Source organism: Rhizobium sp. Leaf371 (assembly GCF_001424045.1).
GTDB lineage: Bacteria > Pseudomonadota > Alphaproteobacteria > Rhizobiales > Rhizobiaceae > Ferranicluibacter.
In genome coordinates, this window is the sequence record NZ_LMQB01000023.1 from 119791 (window position 1) to 142496 (window position 22706).

Here is a 22706-nt window from a genome sequence, read left to right on the forward strand (position 1 = left end):
CATTTTCCCCGTGACGGATCCGGTCATGCAACCTGTGCACGCGCGCCGCCAAGGGCAGCAAACGCGGCCGGGGATCCGCTTTCCCCGACGAGCACACATCACCATGCGAATCACTATCAAAACTATACAGGCCCGAACTCAAAAAACTACTGCCGGCTTATCGGGATTTACTTTTTGTTAATAACCTGAAGTGATTCGGACAAAAGACATTACAAATCTGTCGTTCACCGTGAACAAACGGGAACCATCCTTTTAAATCATTGATAATTATCCATTTTTCTAGCAACCATATTGGCCGTCGCGGGCGATAATGGCGGTGAATCGCGTTTTCCGGCGTTGCAACCATACGAAAATCGACGCCTGCCTGAGTCATGTTTCGAATCGGATTTGTATTTGCGAAGTCCATGTTGCGCAATTGCATCAGAATGGTTTCGAGCACAATAGCGTTCGTTGTGAAGCACACTTTTGATTAAACGAAGAACTATACCAGTTTTCGAAAGATATTTTCTTGGGCTGATACAATCATTTTTGACGCACCCGGAGTCGAGCCGCATCCGCAAGCAAGCAAATCGACCTTTCCACATAAAAAAGTGACCAATTGGTTAAATAGAGGAATCGTGCACGTGTCGCGTCGACCGTCGCGATACGGAGAGGACTGTGCCAAATGACACGAAGACTCCGCTCGGTGCCGTCCGTGACCTCTCCAAGCCTGAAAGAACCCACCCCGTCAGGCACCGTTTCTTGATCGCTCTGCCGCGCGCGGTCGGAAGGCTTGCACAAAAAAAATCCGCCGGAGGGGCGGATTTTTTCGCTGGCGGCGTCTTTCGAGGTCAGGCGGCTTTTTCTGCGACCCATTTGCGCAGGATCTTGGCCGCGCGTTCCTCGTTGATCTCGACCATGCGGGCCAGGCGCCGCTCCGGACCTTCCTTGACGCGGCGGTTGAAATCGCCGCCGTCTTCGCCGAGGCTGAGGAGGTCGTCGGTGCTGTCGAAGCCGAAATCCGAACCGAAACCTTCCATCAGGGCACCACCCGCGGCACCTGCAGGGGCCGGCGAGAAGTCCGGCAGTTCGAGGCCGACAGCCTCGGTCTCCGTCAGGGTGCCCGGGCCGCCGAAGCCCATGGACCGTGCCAGGGGACGCAGGCCCATCCAGACGACGAGGACGGCCACCGTGATGAAGGCGAGTGCATTGATGATGCCACCGAGATTGCGCGTCAGCGTCTCCATGATGCCTGGGCCTTCTACCGGCGCATCGAGCAGCTCGGTGTTGACGAAGTCCATGGCGGTCAGCGTCACCACGTCTCCCCGGGCAGCGTCGATGCCGACGGCGGAGGCGACGATCTTCTGCATCTCGGCGAGATAGGTGTCGATCTTGGCCTGATCGGCGCCTTCGCCGATCATGGCGGCAACCCGGCCGCGGTTGACGACGACGGCGACGGAGAGTTTCTCGACCTTGAAGCTGTTCTTGGTGGTCGCGATCGTCTTCGAGTTGATCTCGTAGTTGGTCTGCTCTTCCTTCTTCTCGGCCTGGTCGTTCGACTGCGGACCGGCGCCACCGCTCTTGGGGGCGGCCTGGGGCACGTTCTGCTGAACGGTCGTCGCGTTGTCGGCCTGCTGCTGGCTCGACTTCTGTTCTTCCTTGGTGACCCGCGTCGAGCGTTCGACGCGCGATTCCGGATCGTAGGTGGTTTCCTGAACCTGCTGCGTGTCGGTGTTGAGCTGCGCGGTGACGCTGGAGCGGAAGTTGTCGACGCCGAGGAAGGGCGAGAGGGCCTTGTCGATGTTCTTTTCGATTTCGCCCTGGACGGACTGGACGATGGAGAGCGACTGGTTCATCGCGCCGTTCTGCGGATCGTCGCCCGAGGCCAGGAGCTGGCCGGCGCTATCGAGAATGGTCACGTCGTCGATGGACAGGCCCGGAACGGAGGAGCCGACGAGATGGCGGATCGAGGCGGCAGCACCGCGACCGATGGTCGAGCTGGCGCGGATCATGACGGATGCGGTCGGCTTCTGCTCCGTTTTGCGGAAGCTTCCGCGGTCGGCCATGACGATGTGGACGCGGGCGGAGGTGATGCCGGAAATCTGCTGGATGGTGCGGGCGATTTCGCCTTCCAGAGCGCGGACCCGCGTGACTTCCTGCATGAAGGAGGTCAGGCCGAGCGAGCCGACATTGTCGAAGAGCTCATAGCCGGCATTGGCGCTGTTGGGGAGGCCGCGCTCGGCGAGGAACAGGCGTGCCTTGCTCGTATTGCCGACCGGGACCTGAACGCTCTTCCCGTCGGTGCCGACCTCGAAGGCGATACCGCCCTCGGCCAGCGCCATGGTGACCTGGTTGAGGTCTCCCGACTCCAGATTGACGTACAGGGTCTCGAAGGCCGGCTTGTTGACATAGAACCCGGCTGCCAGAACGAGCCCGATGGTTACGAGGGCCGCCGCCGCCATGGCGATCAGCTTGCCCTGCCCCAGGCTCGTCAAATTTTTCGTGACCGACGAAAGTTGATCTAACAGATTCATTCTGTTTCGCACCCAGTAGCGCACTTCACCGCGCGAGATTGCACGGACAAAGCTTCATTGCGCAGTCCCAACATCAGGGTCCGATCCGGCCGCTCTGGGCGAAAACCTTCGCACATGCGGGCACAGATCCATCTGACCCGTTTGGAGAATAGGATGCGAAGCTTGCGCGAACTTGTCGTTTCCCGCCGGGCTCCGGTCTCGATCCCAGTCGCGACACGCGAAAACGCACCTGCGGCTGAAACCGGAGGTGCGTTTTTTGGGGTACATTCCTGCCTTCGAAGACGGACGTGGGCTAGAAGGCCTCGAAGTCGCCGGCGGCTTCGGTCAGAGGCTGCGAATGGCCATGGCGCAGGCCGTTTGCGAGCGACTTCTGCATGTCCGCCAGCTTCACGAGGTTCAGGGCGGTGGAGATATCCACCAGCCACGATTCCGGCAGCGCTGCCGTGATCGTGTCGATGAACTCGGCGAGCCCGCGCGTCTTCTGGACCGCAAGGTCGATGCCCTGCAGAACCTGGATGCGGTGGGCCGAATTGGCCTGAGGTTCGCCCGCAAGCTCGCCCAGCATCGGCTCGATCCGCTCGATCAGGTAGGCGACGTCATGCAATTCCGAAACGACACGCATCATGACGTCCGGAAGGGCCTCGTCCATATCCCGGGGGATCTCTTTTCGCTCGCTCTGCATATGGTGTCCCCTGACCGCGCGCCGGACGGCGCGGTTGCTGATTAAAAGAACTCGATCGAATTGTCTGCGGGCTTGGGAGCCGGAACCGGGCGCTGCTCCTGGGCCACGGTCTTCTGCGTCTCGACGCCGGTCAGGGCGTATTGACGTGCCCGGCCGGTCACCGGCCAGTATTCCAGCTTGCGGCCATGCTCGCCGCCGGTGCTCTCGCCGACGATCGGGATGCCTTCGTCCTGCAGAAACCGGCGGGCGAACAGGGCATTCTGCTCGCCGACATTGGAAAAGCGCGCAATGGTCTTGGCGCCGCCGAAGATCTTGGCCTCGAGCCGATCGCGCCGCGCGCCTTTCTTGAGAAGACCGTTGATCAGCAATTCCATGAGATGGACGCCATAACGTGTGGCGTCCCCTCCCGATGACATCGCTTCGGCGGAACCGGGCAGCAGGAAATGGTTGATGCCGCCCACGCCTGCCACGGGATCACGCATGCAGGCAGCAACGCAGGAGCCGAGAATGGTCGAGAGAACCACGTCCGGGTCCGTTACGACCTTGTACTCGCCCTGGATAACATGCACGCGCTTAACCGCAGCGTCTAAGGTCATTTGAGCGCTCCGAACACGGCTTCGATCGCCGCCCGCATCTTTTCGATGGTGAAGGGCTTTGCCAGGACGTTGTTGGCGCCCAGCGCTGCCGCTTTGGTGACGAGTGCCCGGTCGCCCTGGGCCGTCAACATGATGAAGGCGGCCTTCTTGGTTGCCGGGTTGGTGCGAACGGCCTGCAGCAGACCGAGACCGTCCATCTTCGGCATGTTGAAGTCGGAGATCACGAGGTGATGCGGCTGCTGTGCCATGATCTTGGCCCCCTGCTCGCCATCGGCGGCAACGGTGATCTGCTTGAAGCCCAGCTGCTGCAGAGCTTCGCCCAGCAAAAGCCGGCTGGTAACCTGATCGTCGACGATCAGCACTTTGATTTTTTCGGCGATAGACATTATTCAGATCCTTCCCTTCGGGTCGCAGCGCATTTCAGAACTTCTTCCCCGATGGAGTTGAGGGGCAGTTGCATTTCGACGGCGCCTATCTCGTAGGCCACCCTCGGCATTCCATAGACCACGCAGGTCTTTTCATTCTGGCCGAACGTCCGGGCTCCGGCCTGACGCATCCGCAGAAGGCCGGAGGCGCCATCGCGCCCCATGCCCGTCAGGATGACGCCAATACCATTGCGGCCGGCGAGTTCGGCAACAGAGTCGAACAGAACGTCCACGGACGGGCGATGTCCGTTGACGGGCTCCCGATCGATCAGCCGGCACGTGGGTGCGGACGGATTGACGATCTGGAGGTGACGATCTCCCCCGGGGGCGAGATAGATCTTGCCGATCTCGAGCTTTGCCCCGTCGAAGGCCTCTTCGACCGTTGGGGCGCAAAGCCGGTTGAGACGCTCCGAGAAGCTTTTCGTGAAAGTGACCGGCATGTGCTGGGTGATCACCGTCGGCGGGCAGTTCTTCGGAAACTTCTGCAAGACGTTGATCAGGGCCTCCACCCCCCCGGTGGAGGACCCGATGGCGATGATCCGGCGGGCCGCCCGGTAGTCGACGGCCGTGGCATTGGTGTTGGCAGCGCTGGGTGCCGCAACCTTGTTGCCGGACAGGATGAACTTGCGCTGCGAGCGCGCCGCGGCCTTCACCTTTTCGGCGAGATCGCTGAAGGGGTGCGGATCGCCCGGCAGAGGCTTGCCGACGCAATCGAACGCGCCGATCTCGAGCGCCGCCACCGAGGCCTCGGCACCCTTGTGCGTCAGCGTCGAGACCATGATGACGGGCATCGGGCGCAGCCGCATGATCTTCTCGAGAAAATCGAGACCGTTCATGTTGGGCATCTCGATGTCGAGCGTGATGACGTCGGGATCGAGATCCTTGATCGCCTGGCGCGCCTGCAGCGCATCGGCCGCCTGACCGACCACGCTGACGGCGGGATCGGCATTCAGAATGGCCGTGATGAGACCGCGCATCGTGGCGCTGTCATCGACGACGAGGACGCGAGCGGGCGCGGTCATCAGCGGCCTCCCCCGTGCTTGCCGGTATAGCGATAGGCGGTAATGCCGATATTGTCGAACACGGCCTTCGCATCGCCGGACACGCGCTCGGAGTGACCGATATAGAGGTGCCCGCCGCCGTCCAGCATCGTGGCGAAGCGCGACCAGATCTTCATCTGGGTCGGCTCGTCGAAATAGATGACGACGTTGCGGCAGAAGATCACGTCGAACGGCCCCTTGAACGGCCACTGCGCCATGAGGTTCAGCTCGTTGAAGGTGATCAGACGCTTGACCTTGTCGTCGATCTGCCACTTCTCGCGACCGTTGATCGAGGTCTGCTGGAAATGCTGCTTGCGCATCTGCGGCGTCACCGTTTCCAGCGCGTTGACGTCATAGGCGCCGGCGCGGGCGATCGCGAGGATCTTCGGATCGATATCGGTCGCGAGGATCCGGATGTCGAAATCGGCCGCATTGGGCAGGACCGACAGAATGGTCAGCGCGATCGAATAGGGCTCCTGCCCGTCGGAACAGGCGGCGGACCAGATGCGGACGCGACCGCCGGCCTTGGCACGGGCGATCAGGCCCGGCAGGACCGCATCGCGCAGGTGCTCGAAATGGTGGTTCTCGCGGAAGAAGCGCGTGAAATTGGTCGTGAGATGCGACAGCATGTCCCGGCGCTCGGCGGCACCGGCCGGAGACGAGACGAGACTGCAGTACTCGCGGAAGCCCCCGAGGCCGAGATTGCGGATGTGTTTCGACAGGCGCGAATAGACGAGCGAGGCCTTGGACTCGTTCAGGTAGATGCCGGCATCGGCGTAGATCATCGCTGCGATCTCGGAAAGATCGCGGCGCGTCAGCGGGTATTCGCCGCTGGCCAGGCACTCGTCGGGCGACGCTTTCGTGTCGAATGCGGCCATTCTGCTCATGCGGCTTCGCTTTCGGTATGAGGAAAGACGGCGTCCAGTTCGATCAGGCAGATCATGCGCTTCTCGATGGCAAGGACGCCGCGGGCAAAGGTTCGCTCGAAATCGGAACTGACATCGGGCGTCGGCTGTATGTTGTCGTTCGTCACGCTCAATATGTCGGACACCGCCTCGACCAGCAGTCCGACGATCGTGTGTCCGGACTGTGCGACGATGATGACATGCCGAACGGTGGGTTCGGCCGGGTTCATTCCGAGGCGCGCGGCCAGATCGACGATCGGCAGGACGGCGCCCCGCAGGTTAATGACGCCGAGCATGTAGCTCGGCGTGTGTGGCATTTGCGTCGCAGGCGTCCACCCGCGGATCTCGCGGACGGACATGATATCGACGCAGAACTCCTGGTCGCCGATCCTGAAGGCGATCAGTTCGCGGGCACCGCTGGTCATGGTGTTTGCGAGCGTCGTCATGGCTTATCCCACAGCGGCCAGAGCTGATTCCAGCCTGAGGGGCTGGCCGCGGGAGGCGGCAACGACGGCGTCGACATCCAGGATGAGCGCCACGCGGCCGTCACCCAGAATGGTCGCCGCGGCGATGCCGGGCACATGGGTGTAGTTGGCCTCGAGGCTCTTGATGACCACCTGGCGCTGGCCCTGGATCGCATCGACCATCAGCGCGCGCTGACCGCCGCCTTCGGATTCCACCAGCAGGGCAACGCCTTCGACCGGATTGGCCTGGGTGGCGCGGAAGTTGAGGATCCGTCCGACATCGACCAGCGGGCAGAAGGAGTTGCGGATCGAGATCAGGCGCTGCGTCGCACCGAAGGAATGGATCGAGGCGGCATCCGGCTGCAGGGTTTCGACGATGGCGGTCAGCGGCACCACCAGCGTCTGGCTGGCCACCGTGACGACCATGCCGTCGAGGACGGCGAGCGTCAGCGGCAGGCTCATGGTGAAGACGGAGCCCTGGCCGGGCTTCGAGGAGATGTTGATGCGTCCGCCGAGCGCCTGGATGGAGCGCTTGACCACGTCCATGCCCACGCCGCGGCCGGAAAGGTCGGAGACCTTCTCAGCTGTCGAGAAGCCGGCATGGAAGATCAGGTTGTCGATTTCCTCGTCCGACAGGTTGGCATCGGCAGCGATCAGGTCGTTGTCGATCGCCTTCTGGCGAACGCGCTCGCGGTTGATGCCGGCGCCGTCGTCCGCAAGTTCGATGATGATGCGGCCCGAGCGGTGCTTGGCGGTCAGGCGGACCGTGCCTTCCGGGTTCTTGCCGAGGGCGATGCGCTTTTCCGGCATTTCGAGGCCGTGATCGACCGCGTTGCGAATCATGTGGGTCAGCGGCTCGGCGAGCTTGTCGATGACGGTCTTGTCGACTTCGGTGTTTTCACCCTCGGTGATGAGGCGAACCGACTTGCCGGTGATATCGGCGATTTCGCGCACCGTGCGGGCCATGCGCTGGAAGACGGGCTTCACCGGCTGGGCGCGGATGGCCATGACCGAATCCTGGATCTCGCGGGTGAGCTGCTGCAGCTCCTCGAGGCCCATATTGATCGACGACGTGCCGTTGGTGTCGTTTTCGATGACGCTCTGGGAGAGCATCGCCTGGTTGATGACGAGCTCGCCGACGAGGTTGATCAGGCGGTCGACGCGGTCGAGATCGACACGGATCGTCTGGCCTGCTGCTGCGGCCTGCTGCGCGCTGGCGGCATTGGCGGCACTGGCCGGCGCCTGCTTTGCTTCCGCTGCCTTGGCAGCGGCGCTGGCGAGATTGAGAACGTTGCTGGCGGTTTCCAAAGCGGTGGCAGCCGCGATCTGTTCCTCTTCCTCGACCACGCCGAGGGCCTGCGCTGGTTCATCGTCGAGAATGGAGAGATCGAAGGGAACGGCCTGCATCGGGGCTTCGCCGTCGACGGCAACGGGCTGCTCGCCCTCTGCAAGCTCGGCGATCTCAAGTTCGCAATCCCACTCGGCAAATTCGAACACGCCGCGGATCGCATCTTCGCCCTTGTCGGTGCGCAGCGAGATCTTCCAGGAGAAGTAGGCGTCTTCCGGGTTCAGGGCCTCCAGCGACGGCAGGCTGTCCATGTCGCAGAGGATGCTCATCTCACCGAGGCGCGAGAGGTCGCGCAGAAGCAGCGTCGCCTCGTTGCCCTTGCGGTAGAGGTCCGCATTCGGCTTGAAGGAGATTTCGAAGGTCGGCATCGCGGACGTCTCGGCGGCGGCGTCGCCACCGAAGTCGTCGAAGGAGAAGGCGACGGGGACGAAGCCCTGATCGTTCGGCGCCGCAGCGACGGGTGCCGGAGCAGCCGGCTTGGCGGGCGCCGCGGGCTTGGCCGGGGCAGCCTTTGCAGCCGGCGCTTCGGCAGCACCCGGGAGCGGCGTGCCGTGCGCCAGAGCTTCGAGTTCGCGGATCAGCTGCTTGGAACGCGCTTCGTCCACGCTGCCGCCGTCGCGGGCACAGTTGGTCAGGTCGGCCAGGACGTCGGCCGACTTGAGCATGACCTTCAGAACCTCCTGCGTCGGTTCCAGCTTGTTGGAGCGCACGCAATCCAGTGTCGTTTCGAACACGTGGGCGAACGAGACCAGATCATCCAGTCCGAAGGCGCCTGCACCGCCCTTGATGGAGTGAACGGCCCGGAAGACCGCATTGACCGTTTCCGGATCACGATCCCCGTCATTCAAACGGAGGAGACCGGATTCCAGTTCTGCGAGCTGTTCTTCACATTCCTGGAAGAAGATCTCTTTGATTTCATTCATATCCATAGCTGGAATCCTGGCGAGGGTGTTTTTTAAGCGGTTACGCGCTCGATGGCGTCGATCAGCTTGGTCGGATCGAAGGGCTTGACGATCCAGCCTGTCGCTCCGGCCTGGCGGGCGCGGTTCTTCTTTTCCGCGTCGCTCTCCGTGGTCAGGACCAGGATCGGAATGGCGCGGTACTTCTCGTTGCGACGGACGCCTTCGATAAAGCCAAAGCCATCGAGGCGGGGCATGTTGATGTCGGTGACGATGACGTCGGGGTTACAGTCTTCGAGGACTTCGAGACCTTCGATGCCATCTTCGGCCTGAATGGTTTCGAAACCGGCATTGTTGAGCGTCACGAGGAGCATATTCCGGATGGTCCGGCTATCGTCCACTGTGAGAACCTTCTTCTTCATTTTCAGATCTCCTTGGCCATCAGGTGGTCGACATTGACCCCGATGAGCTGCGTCGTTTTGGTAAAAGCGTCCGACACCTTGGAAATGGTGAAGGCGTGTTTGTCCTGTTCCCAGCTCTTGGCACCGGCCATCAGGACCTGCACGCAGAGCGCTCCGACCCGCTCGACGGCCGATGCATCGATGACGATGTTGCTGCCACGCATCTCCGTCAGCTTGCTGTGAAGGGCGCTTGCCTCATTGAGGTCGAGGACCGGCGCGAGATTGAGCGTCTTCGATGCGGCTTTCTTTGGGGCCATCACGGCGCCTTTCCTTGTGTCACCTGGAGGAGATTGACCTGTCGAACGAAACCGTCCCGTCTGCCAACGCCCGCAAGGGCGGTGTCACGCAGGCGGCACGGGCATGGACGCAGAGCCGGGAGCATCATCATGATCGCCCCCATGCCGACACACGCCCGAAGGCCATGTCGTCCTCGTCATCGAGAAAGGCCTCCGCCTTCGTCACCGGCGCGGCCAGGGCCTGTCGCGGTTGCGTGGCGGCGGCCATCGTATTGGCTGCCGCACGTGCGCCCGTGCCTTCGGGGCGCAGCGTGAAGCGGCGAATGGTCTCACCGAGCTCGATCGTCACCAGCCGGGCCGTCCGGCCGGCGTCGCTGGTGCGCTCCGCGTCGCTGGTGAGGCCGGCAAGCGCGCGGCCGGAACGGCCGATCTCGGTGCGCAGATCCTCAAGGCTCGACAGATCCTCGCCCGACTGCCGGGCGATGCCGGTGATGGCGGACTGGATGCCGTGGACCTGTTCGACGATGCTGCCGATCGCGGCCTGGGTGCGGCCGACGCGTTCGACGCCGGCATCGACCTGGGCCTTGGTGCCCGTGACCAGCTGCTTGATTTCCCGGGCCGCATCGCCGGAGCGCTGGGCGAGTGCCCGCACTTCCTGGGCGACGACCGCGAAACCGCGACCGCTTTCGCCTGCACGCGCGGCCTCGATCCCGGCATTCAAGGCGAGAAGATTGGTCTGGAAGGCGATTTCGTCGATGACGCCGATGATCTGGCCGATCTTTTCGGCGGAGGTCTCGATGTCGGCCATCGCCGCGATGGCAAGGCCGGCGATCTCGCCGCTGCGCTCGACCGAATGGCCGGTGGCTGCGACGGCTTTTTCGGCCTCGGCACTCTCGCGCGCGCTTTCGCGAACGCGGGCGACCAGGGCCTCGAGCCGTTGCGCAACCGAGTCCAGAGCCGCCGCCTCGGATTGCGCGGACGATCCCAGGCGTTCGGTGCCTTCGGCCAGCGCGGCACCGGCCGTGGCGGAGGAGGATATGCCCGCATCGAGCGTGCGAAGATTCGCCTCGATCGTGTCGAGAGCCGCATCCAGCGAGCGGGCGAGCGGAACGGCGGCATCCGGAACATCGGCCGGCGTGCGGGCCGAGACATCGCCCAGCGACAAGGCATCGGCAATGCCGGCGAAGGCTGCGAGAAGTTCGGTTTCGGACGCGGTGCGCGTTTCCGCAATCTGCCGCTGATGGGCCTGGCGCTGTTCGTTGAAGCGCAGCGTGACGCCGATTTCGGTATCGACGAACACGGTTCGCACCAAGGCGGAGACGAGCTCCGTCAATTCCTGCTGTTTGCCCTTGCCGGTCGACAGCATGGATTTCGGCCAGAAGGCCTCGACGGCAGCGACGATGAGCCGTTCGAGAATGACGCCGTGGCCGGCGATCTGCCAGCGGGGATCAAGGCCCATGCGGCTTTCCGCATCGGCCAGAACCTTGACGCGCTCGGCATAGAGACTGTCGAACCGCGCATCCGTCAACACGCCCCAATGGGAGGCATGGAGGTCATGCAGGCGATCGATCTGGCGGTCGCTGGAAAAATGGCGCGAGGCTTCCGGGAAAGTCTGAAGGCGCTGGAAAAGATCGCGCAAAGCGAGATCGACCTGGGGCTGAAGGGCCTGACGGTGACGACGCAGGATATCCGTTTCGCCGGAATCCAGCCCGGCAAACCGCAGGCGCTCGACCAGGCTTCCCGCCTGCGCCCTCCGATTCTGGTCCGCCACCGCTTCCTGTGCCACGCTTGTCCCCGGTCCCGTAGGTCTCCCGTCAGGATCGGTGACCATCACCGCCTGCCGAACGATATGAGAATGTGCGCCTGTGGCGCACGATGATGCCAATTTGGCCGAAAACGGTACAAAGCCCGTTAACGTCCCATACCGGGTTGGAACCGGCTCGTCGGATCGGCATCATGCCCGGGAGAGGACAAGGGTCCCCACTTCGACGTGTAGGGACCATGTTTATGGTTAATTCGTTGCTTGAAGGTTAACGGCCGACCCCTATTCCACAGAATGCTGAACGATCCTGGGACAAAAGCCGCAAACGCCTGTGAATACAGGTTTTCACCCCCCAATCCTTGCAATTGTGGCGGTGGTCACGCGCGCATAGAAAGAGGACGCTTCCGGCACGACGTCCGGCCCCGAGCGACCCGCGTCATGAGAGACGCAATCCGGTCGTTCCGGCACCGTCGCGTGTCTTACGGGAAGGATCCAGCGGGCATCATGACGATGACGCGAAAAGGAAACGGGCAATGATTGTTCTCGGACTGAGCGCCACCCTCATCGCATGCCTGACGCTCGTTGCCGTCTCCGTTCTTCTCAATATCGAGGACGGCCGCGTCACGCTCCCATCCCGGGTGCTCTGACGTCCTGCGGGACCGATCCTTTCCGGCATATTTCGTGTCGCTGAAGATCTAACCCCGGGCCCGCTCCGCCCTATCTCATGGTTCATCCATTCGGAAAGGAACCATCCATGGGTATCGAAAGCATCCTCATCTTTCTGCTGATCGGGGCCGTCGCCGGCTGGCTTGCCGGGCTCATCGTCTCGGGCTTCGGCTTCGGCCTGTTCGGCAACATCATCGTCGGCATTCTCGGCGCCTTCATCGCGGGCTGGCTGTTTCCTCGTCTCGGCTTCGTGATCGGCGGCGGCATTCTCGCCGCGATCATCCATGCCACCCTCGGCGCGATCATTCTGCTCGTGCTCATTCGCGTGATCAAGCGAGCCTGAGGACGCGACATCCATGACCCGCACGACAGATCCCAAAATCGAAGCCGCACTCGCCTCGTTCATCTCCGACCATCCGGAGATCGACAGCCGGGACGCGGCGATTGCCGCCATTCTCGAGAACTGGTTCACGAGCCATGGCTACCTGCCGCACGGCCAGACGGGCACGCGTCCCGAAGATCTCGACGCCACGAACGACGATTGAACCACGCGGTATCCGGACGTGTGAAGGCGGGTCGAACGATCCGCCTTTCATGTCTGCATGGACCGGCCTTGGGGTCGGCACGCGGGTCGAACCAACATTGGAAAAGCGGATAGCCTGATGAGCCTCTCCTCCGTGACCGCCTTCCTTGCCGAGACGGCGCCCGATCTTCACGTGATCGTTCTCGACGAGAGCACGGCGACCGTCGCGATGGCGGCGGCAGCCCATGGCGTCGCGCCGGCGCAGATCGCCAAGACCCTGGCGCTGCGGGCGGGCGAGGAGGTGATCCTGATCGTCACCGGCGGCGAAGCGCGCCTCGACAACAAGAAGTTCAAGGCGCAGTTCGGCACCAAGGCCCGGATGCTCGACCTTGCCGATGTCGAAACCGAGACGAGCCACCCGGTCGGCGGAGTCTGCCCCTTCGGCCTGCCGCGGCCGATCGCGGTCTATTGCGACGTGTCGCTGCGCGCCTTCGACATCGTGGTGCCCGCAGCCGGAGCGATCAACGCGGCGGTGCGGATTTCGCCCGAGCGCATGGCGGAGATCACCGGTGCGACGTGGATCGACGTGGCGGCAGCGTCATAAATCCGCTGATCGGCTGCCTTTTCAAAACGATCTTTCTTTTCAAGGCGATAGACCGGAACGAAGGCGTAAGTTTACACGCACTTTTTCGGCCTCAGGCGCCCTCGCCTCTTTTCAGCCATTGAATGGACAAGAAAATCGCCTTGAAGCAGATCTTCGACCGATAGTGAAAGAATCAACGCATGAACAGGATAGCCTTGTCGGCTTTGCTGGCGGCAGGCGCCGCCACCTCGACGGCCGCCATGGATCAGAGGCTCGTTCGCCAGTTCGAGAAACTCGACCCGGCCACGAGGCTGGAGCAGCGCTGCGATACCGAAGCGATGGAACGCATCAACAAGGACAAGAACCATTACCGTCCCGACAAGGTGATCGCCTATGCCTTCGGCGATCCGGTGACGGGCACGAACACGATCACGGCACCGGGGGCGGTGTTTCGGAGCCAAGGCGAGTGGTATCGGCTGAAATTCCGCTGCACGACCGGCCCGGATCACATCGATGTGGAATCCTTCAAATACGAGATTGGCAGCCAGATCCCGCATGACGCCTGGGAACGGCATTATCTCTATCCCTGACGCAGGATCTTTCGAGGGTCACGCGAAAGCCGGCTGACCCGCCTAATTGGCAGCCCAGAGCACGAGACCCATCGAGACCGTCAGGAATGCCATGGTGGTCAGCAGCGTGCGCATCATGTGTGCGGCCATATCAACATCCTCCCCGCGTGCGTCCGGTATCGGCACCGGACGGTTCCGTCGTTCCCGATCACCCCTCATCTGCGGATCGCCTCCTCCAAGGCCGGTCCGTCGTCAGGGGTCTTCACCCTTGCGTTAACGAGCATATCGTCCATCCGTTAACAGTTCGCGGCACCTGCACCGGATTAGCACATATTAGGTATTCCTAATATCAATTTTAAAGCGCTCGTGTGAAGAAAGATTCTTTTCCGGGGTATGGGAATAAACCTTCGTCGCCGTGCGTATATGAGGCATGGACGACAGGAAAAGCCCTTTCGATGTCATCGGCCAGCTTGGCGCTCTTCGGCGCTATGCCCGATCGCTCGTGCGCAATCCGCACGATGCGGAGGATCTGGTGCAGGACGCGCTGATGCGCGCCTACGAACGCCGGCCGACCTTTCGCCAGGGTGCGAACCTGCGGACATGGCTGATGTCCGTCCTTCACAACACGCATATCGACAGCCTGCGCCGCAAGCGCTCGCAGGCGCGGCGCGTGGAGGAGGCAGCGCTGCTGTCGGAAGGGCTGCATCATGGCGACGCGGAAGATGTGGTTCGTCTCGCACAGCTGCGCGAAGCCTTCTTCAGCCTTCCGGAAGAGCAACGTGCAGCGCTTCATCTCGTCGCCATCGACGACATGTCCTACCAGGATGCCGCGCGCGTCCTCGATATTCCCGTGGGGACGCTGATGTCGCGCCTTTCCCGCGCGCGGGCTCGCCTGCGCGCCTTCGAGGAAGGCCGTGCGCCGCCGCACCTCAAGATCGTTGGAGGTACCGACAATGACCGTGGCTGACCCGATTCTCGACAGCGACCTCGATGCCTATGTCGACAACCAGCTGACGCCGAAGCGGCGCCTGCAGGTCGAAGCGCATCTGGCGCAGAACCCGGAGGCCGCCGCCCGCGTCATGGGCGATCTGCACATGCGCGGCGAACTGCGCCTGTCGCTGCAGGCGACCGTCGATCCCGGCGGCACGCGCCAGACCCGCGATGCGGCGCGGCGGCTGGAAAGCGGTCTGCGTTTTCCCCGGTTCGGCCAGCAACTGCAACGCGTGGCCGCCGTCAGCCTGCTCGTCGGTGCCGGCTGGGTCGCCAGCACGAGCTTCGGCCCCTTTCAGGTGACGGAGGTCGTGGCCTCCGAGCCGCCGCCGGCCCATGTCGAGGAAGCCGTCCGGGCACACCGCACGGCGGAGATCCGCGAAACCATGTCGTCGCAGCCGGAGGTGCACACCTACGACCGCGAGGACATCCGCGCCGCGACCGCGATCGTCATGCCGGCGCTGCCGGACAGCTGGACCGTGGTCGATGTGCAGGTGTTCCCCTCGCGCTTCGGCCCAAGCGTCGAACTCGCCATCCGCACGCCGGACAAGGCGCAGATGTCGCTCTTCGCCGTTCGACCGGGCGCTTTTTCGGTGCGGCCGGTGAAGACCTACGCGATCGACGGCATCGAGGCGGCGGACTGGCAGATCGGCGACGTCGCCTATGCGCTGGTTTCCGCGACCGGCGAGGCGAAGCTGACCCAGACGGCGGAGCGCCTCTCCAAAACCCTTTACTGACCCCGGACCGGACTGACCCCGGACCGGCCCCTGGGCCTTCCGGTGCCGACGTCCTTCACAGTTTCTGATCCAACCATCCCCACTTTCTCATCCAAAAGGAGACCCCCGATGAGTTTCAGCAATCCCGGCCCCCGCTACGGCGCAACGGCACAGAGCGGCGCCTTCCTCGACCAGGCGCTGCGCCAGCACATGCTGCGCGTCTACAACTATATGGGTCTCGGCCTCGTGGTCACCGGCCTCGTCGCCTTCATCGTCGGCACGACGCCGGCGCTCTACGTTCCGATCTTCCAGTCGCCGCTGAAGTGGGTCGTCATGCTCGCGCCGGTCGGCTTCGTGCTGTTCATGTCGTTCCGCCTGCAGACCATGTCGGCGGGCATGGCACAGGCCATGTTCTGGGCGTTCTGCGCCGTGATGGGCCTGTCGCTCGCCTCCGTCTTCCTCGTGTTCACCGGAACGAGCATCGCGCGCACCTTCTTCATCGCCGCGACCATGTTCGGCGCGACCAGCCTTTACGGCTACGTGACCAAGGCCGACCTGTCGAAGATGGGCTCGTTCCTGATGATGGGCCTGATCGGCGTGGTCATCGCCTCGGTCGTCAACATCTTCCTCGGCTCGTCCGCCCTGCAGTTCGCCATCTCGGTCATCGGCATCGTCGTGTTCGTCGGCCTGACGGCTTACGACACGCAGAACATCAAGGAACAGTTTGCCGAGAACATGGACCAGGAATCGCAGCAGAAGCTTGCCGTCTTCGGCGCCCTGTCGCTGTACCTGAACTTCGTCAACATCTTCCAGCTCCTGCTGAACTTCACCGGCGAGCGCGAATAGTCGCGTCCGACGTCCCGTCTTTCTCCTTCCGGCCCGCGGGCCGGGGGGATCCCTTCAAGCCGTTCCTGCAACAGTCGCGTTGCGCATGAGATCACGGAGACACATCACCATGGACAGCAATGACCGCCAGGCGATCGACGGGCTCTTTTCCCGCATTGCCGAGGTCGAGCGCCAATCCGGCCCGCTCGATCAGGAGGCCAATGCCTTCATCGGCCAGAAAATCGCCGCCCAGCCGACGGCCGCCTACCTGATGGCGCAGACCATCGTCGTCCAGGACCAGGCTCTGGCGGCGGCCGAGCAGCGGATCCAGGAACTGGAGCGCCAGTCGTCCGGTCGCTCTTCCGGCGGGCTGTTCTCCAGCCTGTTCGGTGGCGGAAGCCAGGCCTCCCCTGCCCGCCATGCAGCACCGGCGAACAGCTATGGGCAGCAGCCCCCGCAAGGCGGCTATGCTCAGGCCAGCCCCGCCATGGGCCAACAGCCGGCAGGCCAGCCGGGCGCCCAGCCCAACAGCCCATCCAACAGCCCCTGGGGTAACCAGGGCGGTGTTCAGCAAGGGCAACGGGCTGGTGGCGGCTTTCTGCAAGGTGCGGCCCAGACCGCCATGGGCGTCGCCGGCGGCATGCTCCTCGGCAGCGCCATCGGCAGCATGTTCTCCGGCGGCGAAGCCAACGCGGCGGAAACGCCCGCCGAAGCTCCGGCAGAAGACACGGGCGCCGACGACATGGGTGGCGACGATATGGGCGATATGGATTTCTGATCGCCCGAAGCATCGAACGAAAAGCGAGAGTCGGCCAAAAGCCGGCTCTTTTTCGTGATGGCCGATGGCGGAAAACACGGGTCGTCCATCGCACGCGCGAGACAGTCCGATGGACGCGGTCGAGATCACGGTTTTCCCGGATAATCTTCGAAAAAAGGGAGAGAAGAATGGTGCTGCTAGAGAGATTTGAACTCTCGGCCTCTCCCTTACCAAGGGAGTGCTCTACCCCTGAGCTATAGCAGCACTGAAGACAGCGGCGGCGCAGAGGCGACCGTGTCGGAGCGAGGGCCTATTGCCATAGGTTTTCGGGGAGCGCAAGGCAGGGGAAGCGGTTTTCTTGTGTTTGGAGCATTTGGAGGCGGCCCGAGGGCACGGCTTGGGTTTCGCGCGGCGCGGCGATTTTGTAGGAAGGCGGCGTGGCGGTGCGGTGCGGACGGTCGGATGCACGCGATCGTTCGGATGCGGCCATGGTCTAAAGGGACGGGAGCGGCAAATGAGCGAGGCGGAACGGCAGGCACAGGCGCGGCGGGAACGGGCGGCGCGGACGTTGCGGGAGAACCTCCAGCGGCGCAAGCAGCAGGGACGCGCGCGACGGGCCGGCGATGCCGACGAGGCCGTGGGATTGCCGGCGGCCAGCGGCGAGGCGCTTGTCGACGTCGGTGGCGATACGCCTCTTCCCGCGGACCCCGAACCTGCCGAGGCCGAATCGGCTGCGGACGACGAGCGCGCGCATCGCAGCGATGGCGAGATCGATCCCGCAGGCGGTGTCGATCGGCATCCTGCCGCAAATCCGGACCAATCCTCAAGATAATGCGGCGCGGCGCCCCTCTTTCCGGGTGCCAGCATCGCCCACGCAAACCGCTCGCGCCGCCGCGTCCTGCGGATCGCTTCTCATTTGCCCTGGCTTGCTTTATGGAAGCCGCTTTCCTGCCGACGAACGGCATATCTATCATGCAGGGGCGTTTCAGCCCCGACGAGGACTGATCATGGATCGCATCAGAATTACCGGTGGCAACGAGCTTCACGGGATCATCCCGATTTCCGGCGCCAAGAACGCCGCCCTGCCGCTGATGATCGCATCGCTCCTCACAGACGACACGCTGACGCTGGAAAACGTGCCGCATCTCGCCGATGTCGAGCAGCTCATCCGCATCCTCGGCAATCACGGCGCCGACATCTCGGTCAACGGCCGGCGCGAGCGGCAGGGCGAAAGCTATGCGCGCACGATCCACTTCACCTGCCGCAACATCGTCGATACCACGGCGCCCTATGAGCTGGTCTCGAAGATGCGCGCCAGCTTCTGGGTCATCGGACCGCTTCTGGCGCGCGAGGGCAAGGCGCGCGTGTCGCTGCCCGGCGGCTGCGCCATCGGGACGCGGCCGGTCGATCTCTTCATCGAGGGCCTTGCGGCGCTCGGCGCGAATATCGAGATCGACAGCGGCTACATCAATGCGACGGCCCCCGCAGGCGGGCTGATCGGCGCACGCTACGTGTTTCCGAAAGTCTCCGTCGGGGCGACGCATGTCATGATGATGGCGGCGACGCTGGCCAATGGCACGACCACGATCGGCAATGCCGCGCGCGAGCCGGAAGTGGTCGATCTCGCGAACTGCCTCAACGCCATGGGCGCGAAGGTCACCGGCGCCGGCACCTCCACCATCACCATCGAGGGCGTCACCTCGCTTTCGGGCGCGCGCCACCGCGTCCTGCCCGATCGCATCGAAACCGGCACCTATGCCATGGCCGTGGCCATGACCGGCGGCGATGTCATCCTCGAAGGCACCGATGCGAGCCTGCTCGACACGGCGCTCGAAGCGATCCGCCGTGCGGGCGCCGAGATCACGCCGACGGAAACCGGCATCCGGGTCTATCGCAATGGCGGCGGCATCAAGCCGGTCGATGTGGTCACCGACCCCTTTCCGGGCTTCCCGACCGACCTGCAGGCGCAGTTCATGGGCCTGATGACGCGTTCCAGCGGCGTTTCGCACATCACCGAGACGATCTTCGAAAACCGCTTCATGCACGTGCAGGAGCTCGCCCGGCTCGGCGCGCGCATCACCCTGTCCGGGCAGACGGCGAAGATCGAGGGCGTGCCGCGCCTGAAAGGTGCGCCGGTCATGGCGACAGACCTTCGCGCCTCCGTATCGCTGGTCATCGCCGGCCTGGTGGCCGAAGGCGATACGATGGTGTCGCGCGTCTATCATCTGGATCGCGGCTTCGAGCGGCTGGAAGAGAAGCTGACGCGCTGCGGCGCGATCGTCGAGCGCGTGACCGACTGATGCGCGGCGGGTCGCGGCCCGTTGCGCAAGCCGCCGCCGCGACCTATCTCTGCTCCGGACCCCGGAACCCGAAGGGCCAGATCTCACAGGCAGGACCTCATGGACACATTGAAGCTCATGGCGCTGGACGCGCAGGACCTGGAGATCATCTCCGCACATGTGCAGGATGCGGTCTTCAAGGTCGAGGGCATCTCCTACACGCCCCGGACCGGCAGCTTCGCGCTGGTGGTCAACCGCTTCGTCTGGGAAAAGACGGTGGGCGGCGATGCGGCCGCCGCCAAGAAGAAGACCAATGAGCGCCGCCGCGCCGTGATCGGCTTCCACCGCGTGACGTCCGTGCGCTCCATCGGCTTTTCGAGGACGGACACGGACGCCGTGCTGTCGCTGCTGGCCCTGCGGTTCGAGCCCAAGGGCGAGGGCCCGGACGGCGTGCTGGAACTGGTGCTGGCCGGCGATGCGACGATCGCGCTGAATGTGGAATGTATCGAGGTACAGCTTGCGGATACGGGCGGGGCGTGGGAAACCGCTTTCAGGCCTCACCATCCGGAAAGCTGAGACGGTGCCGGCCGGCGCTTGACGGGGAGAGGCCAATGACGCCGGCGACCCCAACGGCGCTGTTCCGTCTGGCATGCCCGAATTCCCTATGACGTCCGCCGACACGAAGGATCCCGACACAGTGGCCATTCGCCTCGACCACCGCGCTTCCGATTTCGAGGCCGCATTCGCGGCCTTTCTCACCACCAAGCGGGAGGTCTCCGAGGATGTCGACCTGACCGTGCGCCGGATCATCGCCGACGTGCGCGAGCGGGGTGACGCCGCCCTGTCCGAATATACGCTGAAATGGGACAAGCTCGACCACGCCACGACCGCCATGGCCGTCTCGGCCGAGGAGGTGGATGCCGCGATCGAAGCCGTGCCGTCCGAAGTGCTGGGCGCCCTGAAGGTCGCCGCCGTGCGGATCGAGGCGCACCATGCCCGCCAGCTGCCGAAAGACGACATCTATACCGATGCCATGGGCGTCGGCCTCGGCTCGCGATGGACGCCGATCGATGCGGTCGGCCTCTACGTTCCCGGGGGCACGGCGAGCTATCCCAGCTCCGTGCTGATGAACGCCTTGCCGGCGAAGGTCGCCGGCGTTCCGCGCGTGGTCATGGTCGTGCCGGCGCTGGCCGGCAACATCAATCCCGCCGTTCTCGCCGCAGCCCGCATGGCCGGCGTGTCCGAGATCTACCGGATCGGCGGCGCGCAGGCCATCGCGGCCCTTGCCTATGGCACGGCCACGATCGCACCGGTCGCCAAGATCATGGGTCCGGGCAACGCCTATGTGGCCGCCGCCAAGCGCCAGGTGTTCGGCACGGTCGGCATCGACATGATCGCCGGCCCATCCGAAGTTCTCGTGATCGCCGACAAGGACAACGACCCGGACTGGATCGCCGCCGACCTTCTGGCGCAGGCCGAGCACGATATCAATTCGCAGTCGATCCTCATCACCGACGATGCCGCGTTTGCCGATGCGGTCGAACGGGCGGTCGAGCGGCAGCTCGCCACGCTTCCCCGCGCGGAGACGGCGCGCAGCAGCTGGCGCGATTTCGGCGCTATCATTCTCGTCGAGGATCTTGCCAGCGCACCGGACCTTGCCAACCGGATCGCAGCCGAGCACCTGGAACTGGCCCTGGCCGATCCGGATGCGATGATCCCCAAGATCCGCAATGCGGGGGCGATCTTCATCGGACGCTACACGCCCGAGGTCATCGGCGACTATGTCGGCGGCTCCAACCATGTGCTGCCGACGGCGCGCTCGGCCCGCTTCTCTTCCGGACTCGGCGTGCTCGACTATGTGAAGCGCACCTCGATCCTCAGGCTCGGCACCGAACAGCTGCGCGATCTTGGCCCCGCCGCCATCGCGCTCGCCCGTGCGGAGGGTCTGGAGGCCCATGCGCGCTCGGTGGCGATCCGCCTCAACCTTGGAGAGACGGGATGAGCCAGGCGCCCGCTTTTCGCCTCTGCGACGTGGTGCTGGACGAGACGATCGGCCGCTCGACGCCCGATGTGGAGCATGAGCGGGCCGTCGCCATCTTCGACCTGATCGAGGAAAACAGCTTCGAGCCGATCGGCCATGACGGTGGCCCCTACCGGCTGAAACTGTCGCTGATGGACAGCAAGCTCGTGCTCAACGTGACCACCGAGGCGGGCGGCGACGTCATCACCCATATTCTCTCGCTGACGCCGTTCCGCCGCATCGTGCGCGATTATTTCATGATCTGCGAGAGCTATTACGAGGCAATCCGCAGCTCGACGCCGAGCCAGATCGAAGCGATCGACATGGGACGGCGCGGCATTCACAACGAGGGTTCGCAGACGCTGATGGATCGCCTTTCCGGCAAGATCAAGCTCGACTTCGACACGGCACGCCGACTCTTCACCCTCGTCTGCGTGCTCTACTGGCGGGGGTAGGCGATGGCGCCGGGGCTTGAACCGCGAGACGACGGCACCGGACCTCCGCGGTCGGTGCTGTTCATGTGCGGCATGAATGCCATCCGCTCTCCCATGGCCGAGGTGCTGGCAAAGGCGCTGCTGCCGGCCGGGACCTACATCGCCTCGGCGGGCGTCAAGACCGGCGAGCGCGACCCCTTCGTCGATGTCGTGCTGGACGAGCTGGGCCTGACCGCCGGACGCCATGAGCCGCACACGCTGGACCAGCTCGAGGACGACTATTTCGACATGATCGTCACCCTTGCCCCGGAGGCGCATCACCGCGCGCTGGAGCTGACCCGCTCGATGGCCGTGGATGTGGAATATTGGCCGACGGCAGATCCGACGGCCGCCATCGGCACGCGCGACCAGATCGTCGGGGCCTATCGCGATGTGCGCGACCATCTGGAAAGTCTCATCCGGCATCGTTTGCTTGGACAATCGCCGAACAAGATGCCATAGAGCGGGTTACGCGCAGCCGCGCATGCGAGGACAGGCGTTCTCCGGTGGCCGCACGGACCCTCGTCGACGCCCTCGTGCCCGGCCTGCAGCGTCGAAAGACGCCGTTTTGCCGTTGCCGAACCCCCGGCCGCTGACGGAAAGATCGAAAACCGGAACGCCGCTGTTCACAAACGGACGGTGATTGTGTAGTTTCCGGCAAATTTTTTAAAGAGGCCCAGGGCCTTCATGAAACTCGGAAAGACAAATCGTCAATGGCGAAAGAAGAAGTCCTCGAATTCCCGGGCGTCGTAACCGAACTGCTCCCCAATGCGACGTTCCGCGTCAAGCTGGAAAACGAACACGAAATCATCGCCCACACCGCCGGCCGCATGCGCAAGAACCGCATCCGCGTTCTTGCCGGCGACAAGGTGCTGGTGGAAATGACCCCGTACGACCTGACCAAGGGCCGCATCACCTACCGCTTCAAGTAAGGCGCGCGAAGACAGGCACGGGGTGAAGCCGGGCCGGCGCGC

The 22706-nt window shown here is 63.7% G+C and carries 27 protein-coding genes and 1 tRNA gene; 15 read left to right on the forward strand and 13 right to left on the reverse strand.

All coding sequences use genetic code 11. From position 1 onward, the window contains the following. Positions 1 to 830: 830 nt before the first annotated feature. The 11 genes from fliF to ASG39_RS11375 form a co-directional block, all read right to left on the reverse strand. Entirely contained in the window at positions 831 to 2513 is a 1683-nt protein-coding gene (gene fliF, locus ASG39_RS11325; RefSeq protein WP_062595110.1) for a flagellar basal-body MS-ring/collar protein FliF, read from the reverse strand. Between the two features lie 292 nt (positions 2514 to 2805). Then, positions 2806 to 3195: a hypothetical protein gene (locus ASG39_RS11330; RefSeq protein WP_062595111.1), complete on the reverse strand. Its 390-nt coding sequence runs from the start codon at positions 3193 to 3195 to the stop codon at positions 2806 to 2808. Positions 3196 to 3236: 41 nt separating this feature from the next. Continuing rightward, positions 3237 to 3791, reverse strand: coding sequence for a chemoreceptor glutamine deamidase CheD (gene cheD / locus ASG39_RS11335; protein WP_062470351.1), 555 nt, complete (start codon positions 3789 to 3791; stop codon positions 3237 to 3239). Beyond that, the gene (locus ASG39_RS11340; RefSeq protein ID WP_062470356.1) at positions 3788 to 4177 is read right to left on the reverse strand and encodes a response regulator; all 390 of its coding nucleotides are present in this window, start codon (positions 4175 to 4177) and stop codon (positions 3788 to 3790) included. The genes cheD and ASG39_RS11340 overlap by 4 nt, the downstream gene beginning before the upstream one ends. Next, a complete protein-coding gene (locus tag ASG39_RS11345) occupies positions 4177 to 5238 on the reverse strand; it encodes a chemotaxis response regulator protein-glutamate methylesterase (protein ID WP_062595112.1) in 1062 nt (353 codons plus the stop codon). Before ASG39_RS11345 ends, ASG39_RS11340 begins: the two co-directional genes overlap by 1 nt. Further along, positions 5238 to 6143 (reverse strand): protein-glutamate O-methyltransferase CheR, encoded by a 906-nt coding sequence (gene cheR, locus ASG39_RS11350; RefSeq protein ID WP_062595113.1) that lies wholly within the window; start codon positions 6141 to 6143, stop codon positions 5238 to 5240. The genes ASG39_RS11345 and cheR overlap by 1 nt, the downstream gene beginning before the upstream one ends. Beyond that, positions 6140 to 6607 (reverse strand): chemotaxis protein CheW, encoded by a 468-nt coding sequence (locus tag ASG39_RS11355; protein ID WP_062595114.1) that lies wholly within the window; start codon positions 6605 to 6607, stop codon positions 6140 to 6142. Before ASG39_RS11355 ends, cheR begins: the two co-directional genes overlap by 4 nt. Positions 6608 to 6610: 3 nt before the next feature. Then, positions 6611 to 8902, reverse strand: coding sequence for a chemotaxis protein CheA (locus tag ASG39_RS11360; protein WP_062595115.1), 2292 nt, complete (start codon positions 8900 to 8902; stop codon positions 6611 to 6613). A 26-nt stretch (positions 8903 to 8928) separates the two neighbouring features. Continuing rightward, the gene (gene cheY1, locus ASG39_RS11365; protein ID WP_062470377.1) at positions 8929 to 9294 is read right to left on the reverse strand and encodes a chemotaxis response regulator CheY1; all 366 of its coding nucleotides are present in this window, start codon (positions 9292 to 9294) and stop codon (positions 8929 to 8931) included. A 2-nt stretch (positions 9295 to 9296) separates the two neighbouring features. After that, positions 9297 to 9590: an STAS domain-containing protein gene (locus ASG39_RS11370; protein ID WP_062470379.1), complete on the reverse strand. Its 294-nt coding sequence runs from the start codon at positions 9588 to 9590 to the stop codon at positions 9297 to 9299. A 127-nt stretch (positions 9591 to 9717) separates the two neighbouring features. After that, the gene (locus tag ASG39_RS11375; protein WP_062595116.1) at positions 9718 to 11355 is read right to left on the reverse strand and encodes a globin-coupled sensor protein; all 1638 of its coding nucleotides are present in this window, start codon (positions 11353 to 11355) and stop codon (positions 9718 to 9720) included. Between the two features lie 730 nt (positions 11356 to 12085). Here ASG39_RS11375 and ASG39_RS11380 point away from each other — a divergent pair. From ASG39_RS11380 to ASG39_RS11395, 4 genes are all read left to right on the forward strand, one after another. Beyond that, entirely contained in the window at positions 12086 to 12340 is a 255-nt protein-coding gene (locus tag ASG39_RS11380; RefSeq protein WP_062595117.1) for a GlsB/YeaQ/YmgE family stress response membrane protein, read from the forward strand. A 13-nt stretch (positions 12341 to 12353) separates the two neighbouring features. Continuing rightward, positions 12354 to 12542, forward strand: a complete 189-nt coding sequence (locus ASG39_RS11385; protein ID WP_062595118.1) for a hypothetical protein — start codon at positions 12354 to 12356, stop codon at positions 12540 to 12542. Between the two features lie 117 nt (positions 12543 to 12659). Continuing rightward, a complete protein-coding gene (locus tag ASG39_RS11390; RefSeq protein ID WP_062595119.1) occupies positions 12660 to 13124 on the forward strand; it encodes a YbaK/EbsC family protein in 465 nt (154 codons plus the stop codon). 179 nt (positions 13125 to 13303) lie between these two features. Beyond that, positions 13304 to 13693: a DUF930 domain-containing protein gene (locus ASG39_RS11395; RefSeq protein WP_062595120.1), complete on the forward strand. Its 390-nt coding sequence runs from the start codon at positions 13304 to 13306 to the stop codon at positions 13691 to 13693. A gap of 42 nt (positions 13694 to 13735) precedes the next feature. Here the strand turns inward: ASG39_RS11395 and ASG39_RS24705 are convergent, their stop codons facing one another. Continuing rightward, positions 13736 to 13858: a hypothetical protein gene (locus ASG39_RS24705; RefSeq protein ID WP_277995966.1), complete on the reverse strand. Its 123-nt coding sequence runs from the start codon at positions 13856 to 13858 to the stop codon at positions 13736 to 13738. Positions 13859 to 14102: 244 nt separating this feature from the next. On the opposite strand from ASG39_RS24705, the gene ASG39_RS11400 reads away from it, so the two are divergent. The 4 genes from ASG39_RS11400 (at position 14103) to ASG39_RS11415 (ending at position 16981) form a co-directional block, all read left to right on the forward strand. Further along, the gene (locus ASG39_RS11400; protein ID WP_062595121.1) at positions 14103 to 14639 is read left to right on the forward strand and encodes a sigma-70 family RNA polymerase sigma factor; all 537 of its coding nucleotides are present in this window, start codon (positions 14103 to 14105) and stop codon (positions 14637 to 14639) included. Further along, positions 14626 to 15399 (forward strand): zf-HC2 domain-containing protein, encoded by a 774-nt coding sequence (locus ASG39_RS11405; RefSeq protein ID WP_062595122.1) that lies wholly within the window; start codon positions 14626 to 14628, stop codon positions 15397 to 15399. The genes ASG39_RS11400 and ASG39_RS11405 overlap by 14 nt, the downstream gene beginning before the upstream one ends. 108 nt (positions 15400 to 15507) lie before the next feature. Next, entirely contained in the window at positions 15508 to 16224 is a 717-nt protein-coding gene (locus tag ASG39_RS11410) for a Bax inhibitor-1/YccA family protein (protein WP_062595123.1), read from the forward strand. A 109-nt stretch (positions 16225 to 16333) separates the two neighbouring features. Beyond that, positions 16334 to 16981 carry a DUF2076 domain-containing protein gene (locus ASG39_RS11415; RefSeq protein ID WP_062595124.1) on the forward strand — a complete coding sequence of 216 codons (648 nt, stop codon included), beginning with the start codon at positions 16334 to 16336 and terminating at the stop codon, positions 16979 to 16981. Positions 16982 to 17149: 168 nt separating this feature from the next. Here ASG39_RS11415 and ASG39_RS11420 read toward each other — a convergent pair. Beyond that, positions 17150 to 17224, reverse strand: a tRNA-Thr gene (locus ASG39_RS11420). A 250-nt stretch (positions 17225 to 17474) separates the two neighbouring features. On the opposite strand from ASG39_RS11420, the gene ASG39_RS23885 reads away from it, so the two are divergent. The 7 genes from ASG39_RS23885 to infA all read left to right on the forward strand — a co-directional run bounded on the left by ASG39_RS23885 (position 17475) and on the right by infA (position 22664). Next, complete coding sequence (locus ASG39_RS23885; protein WP_156468131.1) at positions 17475 to 17792, forward strand: hypothetical protein; 318 nt, start codon at positions 17475 to 17477, stop codon at positions 17790 to 17792. Positions 17793 to 17967: 175 nt separating this feature from the next. Then, positions 17968 to 19260: a UDP-N-acetylglucosamine 1-carboxyvinyltransferase gene (murA, locus tag ASG39_RS11430; protein WP_062595126.1), complete on the forward strand. Its 1293-nt coding sequence runs from the start codon at positions 17968 to 17970 to the stop codon at positions 19258 to 19260. A 99-nt stretch (positions 19261 to 19359) separates the two neighbouring features. Continuing rightward, positions 19360 to 19815: a DUF2948 family protein gene (locus ASG39_RS11435; RefSeq protein WP_062595127.1), complete on the forward strand. Its 456-nt coding sequence runs from the start codon at positions 19360 to 19362 to the stop codon at positions 19813 to 19815. 121 nt (positions 19816 to 19936) lie between these two features. Further along, complete coding sequence (gene hisD, locus ASG39_RS11440; RefSeq protein ID WP_062595561.1) at positions 19937 to 21241, forward strand: histidinol dehydrogenase; 1305 nt, start codon at positions 19937 to 19939, stop codon at positions 21239 to 21241. Beyond that, positions 21238 to 21714, forward strand: a complete 477-nt coding sequence (locus tag ASG39_RS11445) for a UPF0262 family protein (protein ID WP_062595128.1) — start codon at positions 21238 to 21240, stop codon at positions 21712 to 21714. Before hisD ends, ASG39_RS11445 begins: the two co-directional genes overlap by 4 nt. Before the next feature lie 3 nt (positions 21715 to 21717). Continuing rightward, positions 21718 to 22194, forward strand: a complete 477-nt coding sequence (locus tag ASG39_RS11450) for a low molecular weight phosphatase family protein (protein WP_062595129.1) — start codon at positions 21718 to 21720, stop codon at positions 22192 to 22194. Positions 22195 to 22445: 251 nt separating this feature from the next. After that, a complete protein-coding gene (gene infA / locus ASG39_RS11455) occupies positions 22446 to 22664 on the forward strand; it encodes a translation initiation factor IF-1 (RefSeq protein WP_004435948.1) in 219 nt (72 codons plus the stop codon). Positions 22665 to 22706 lie beyond the last annotated feature (42 nt).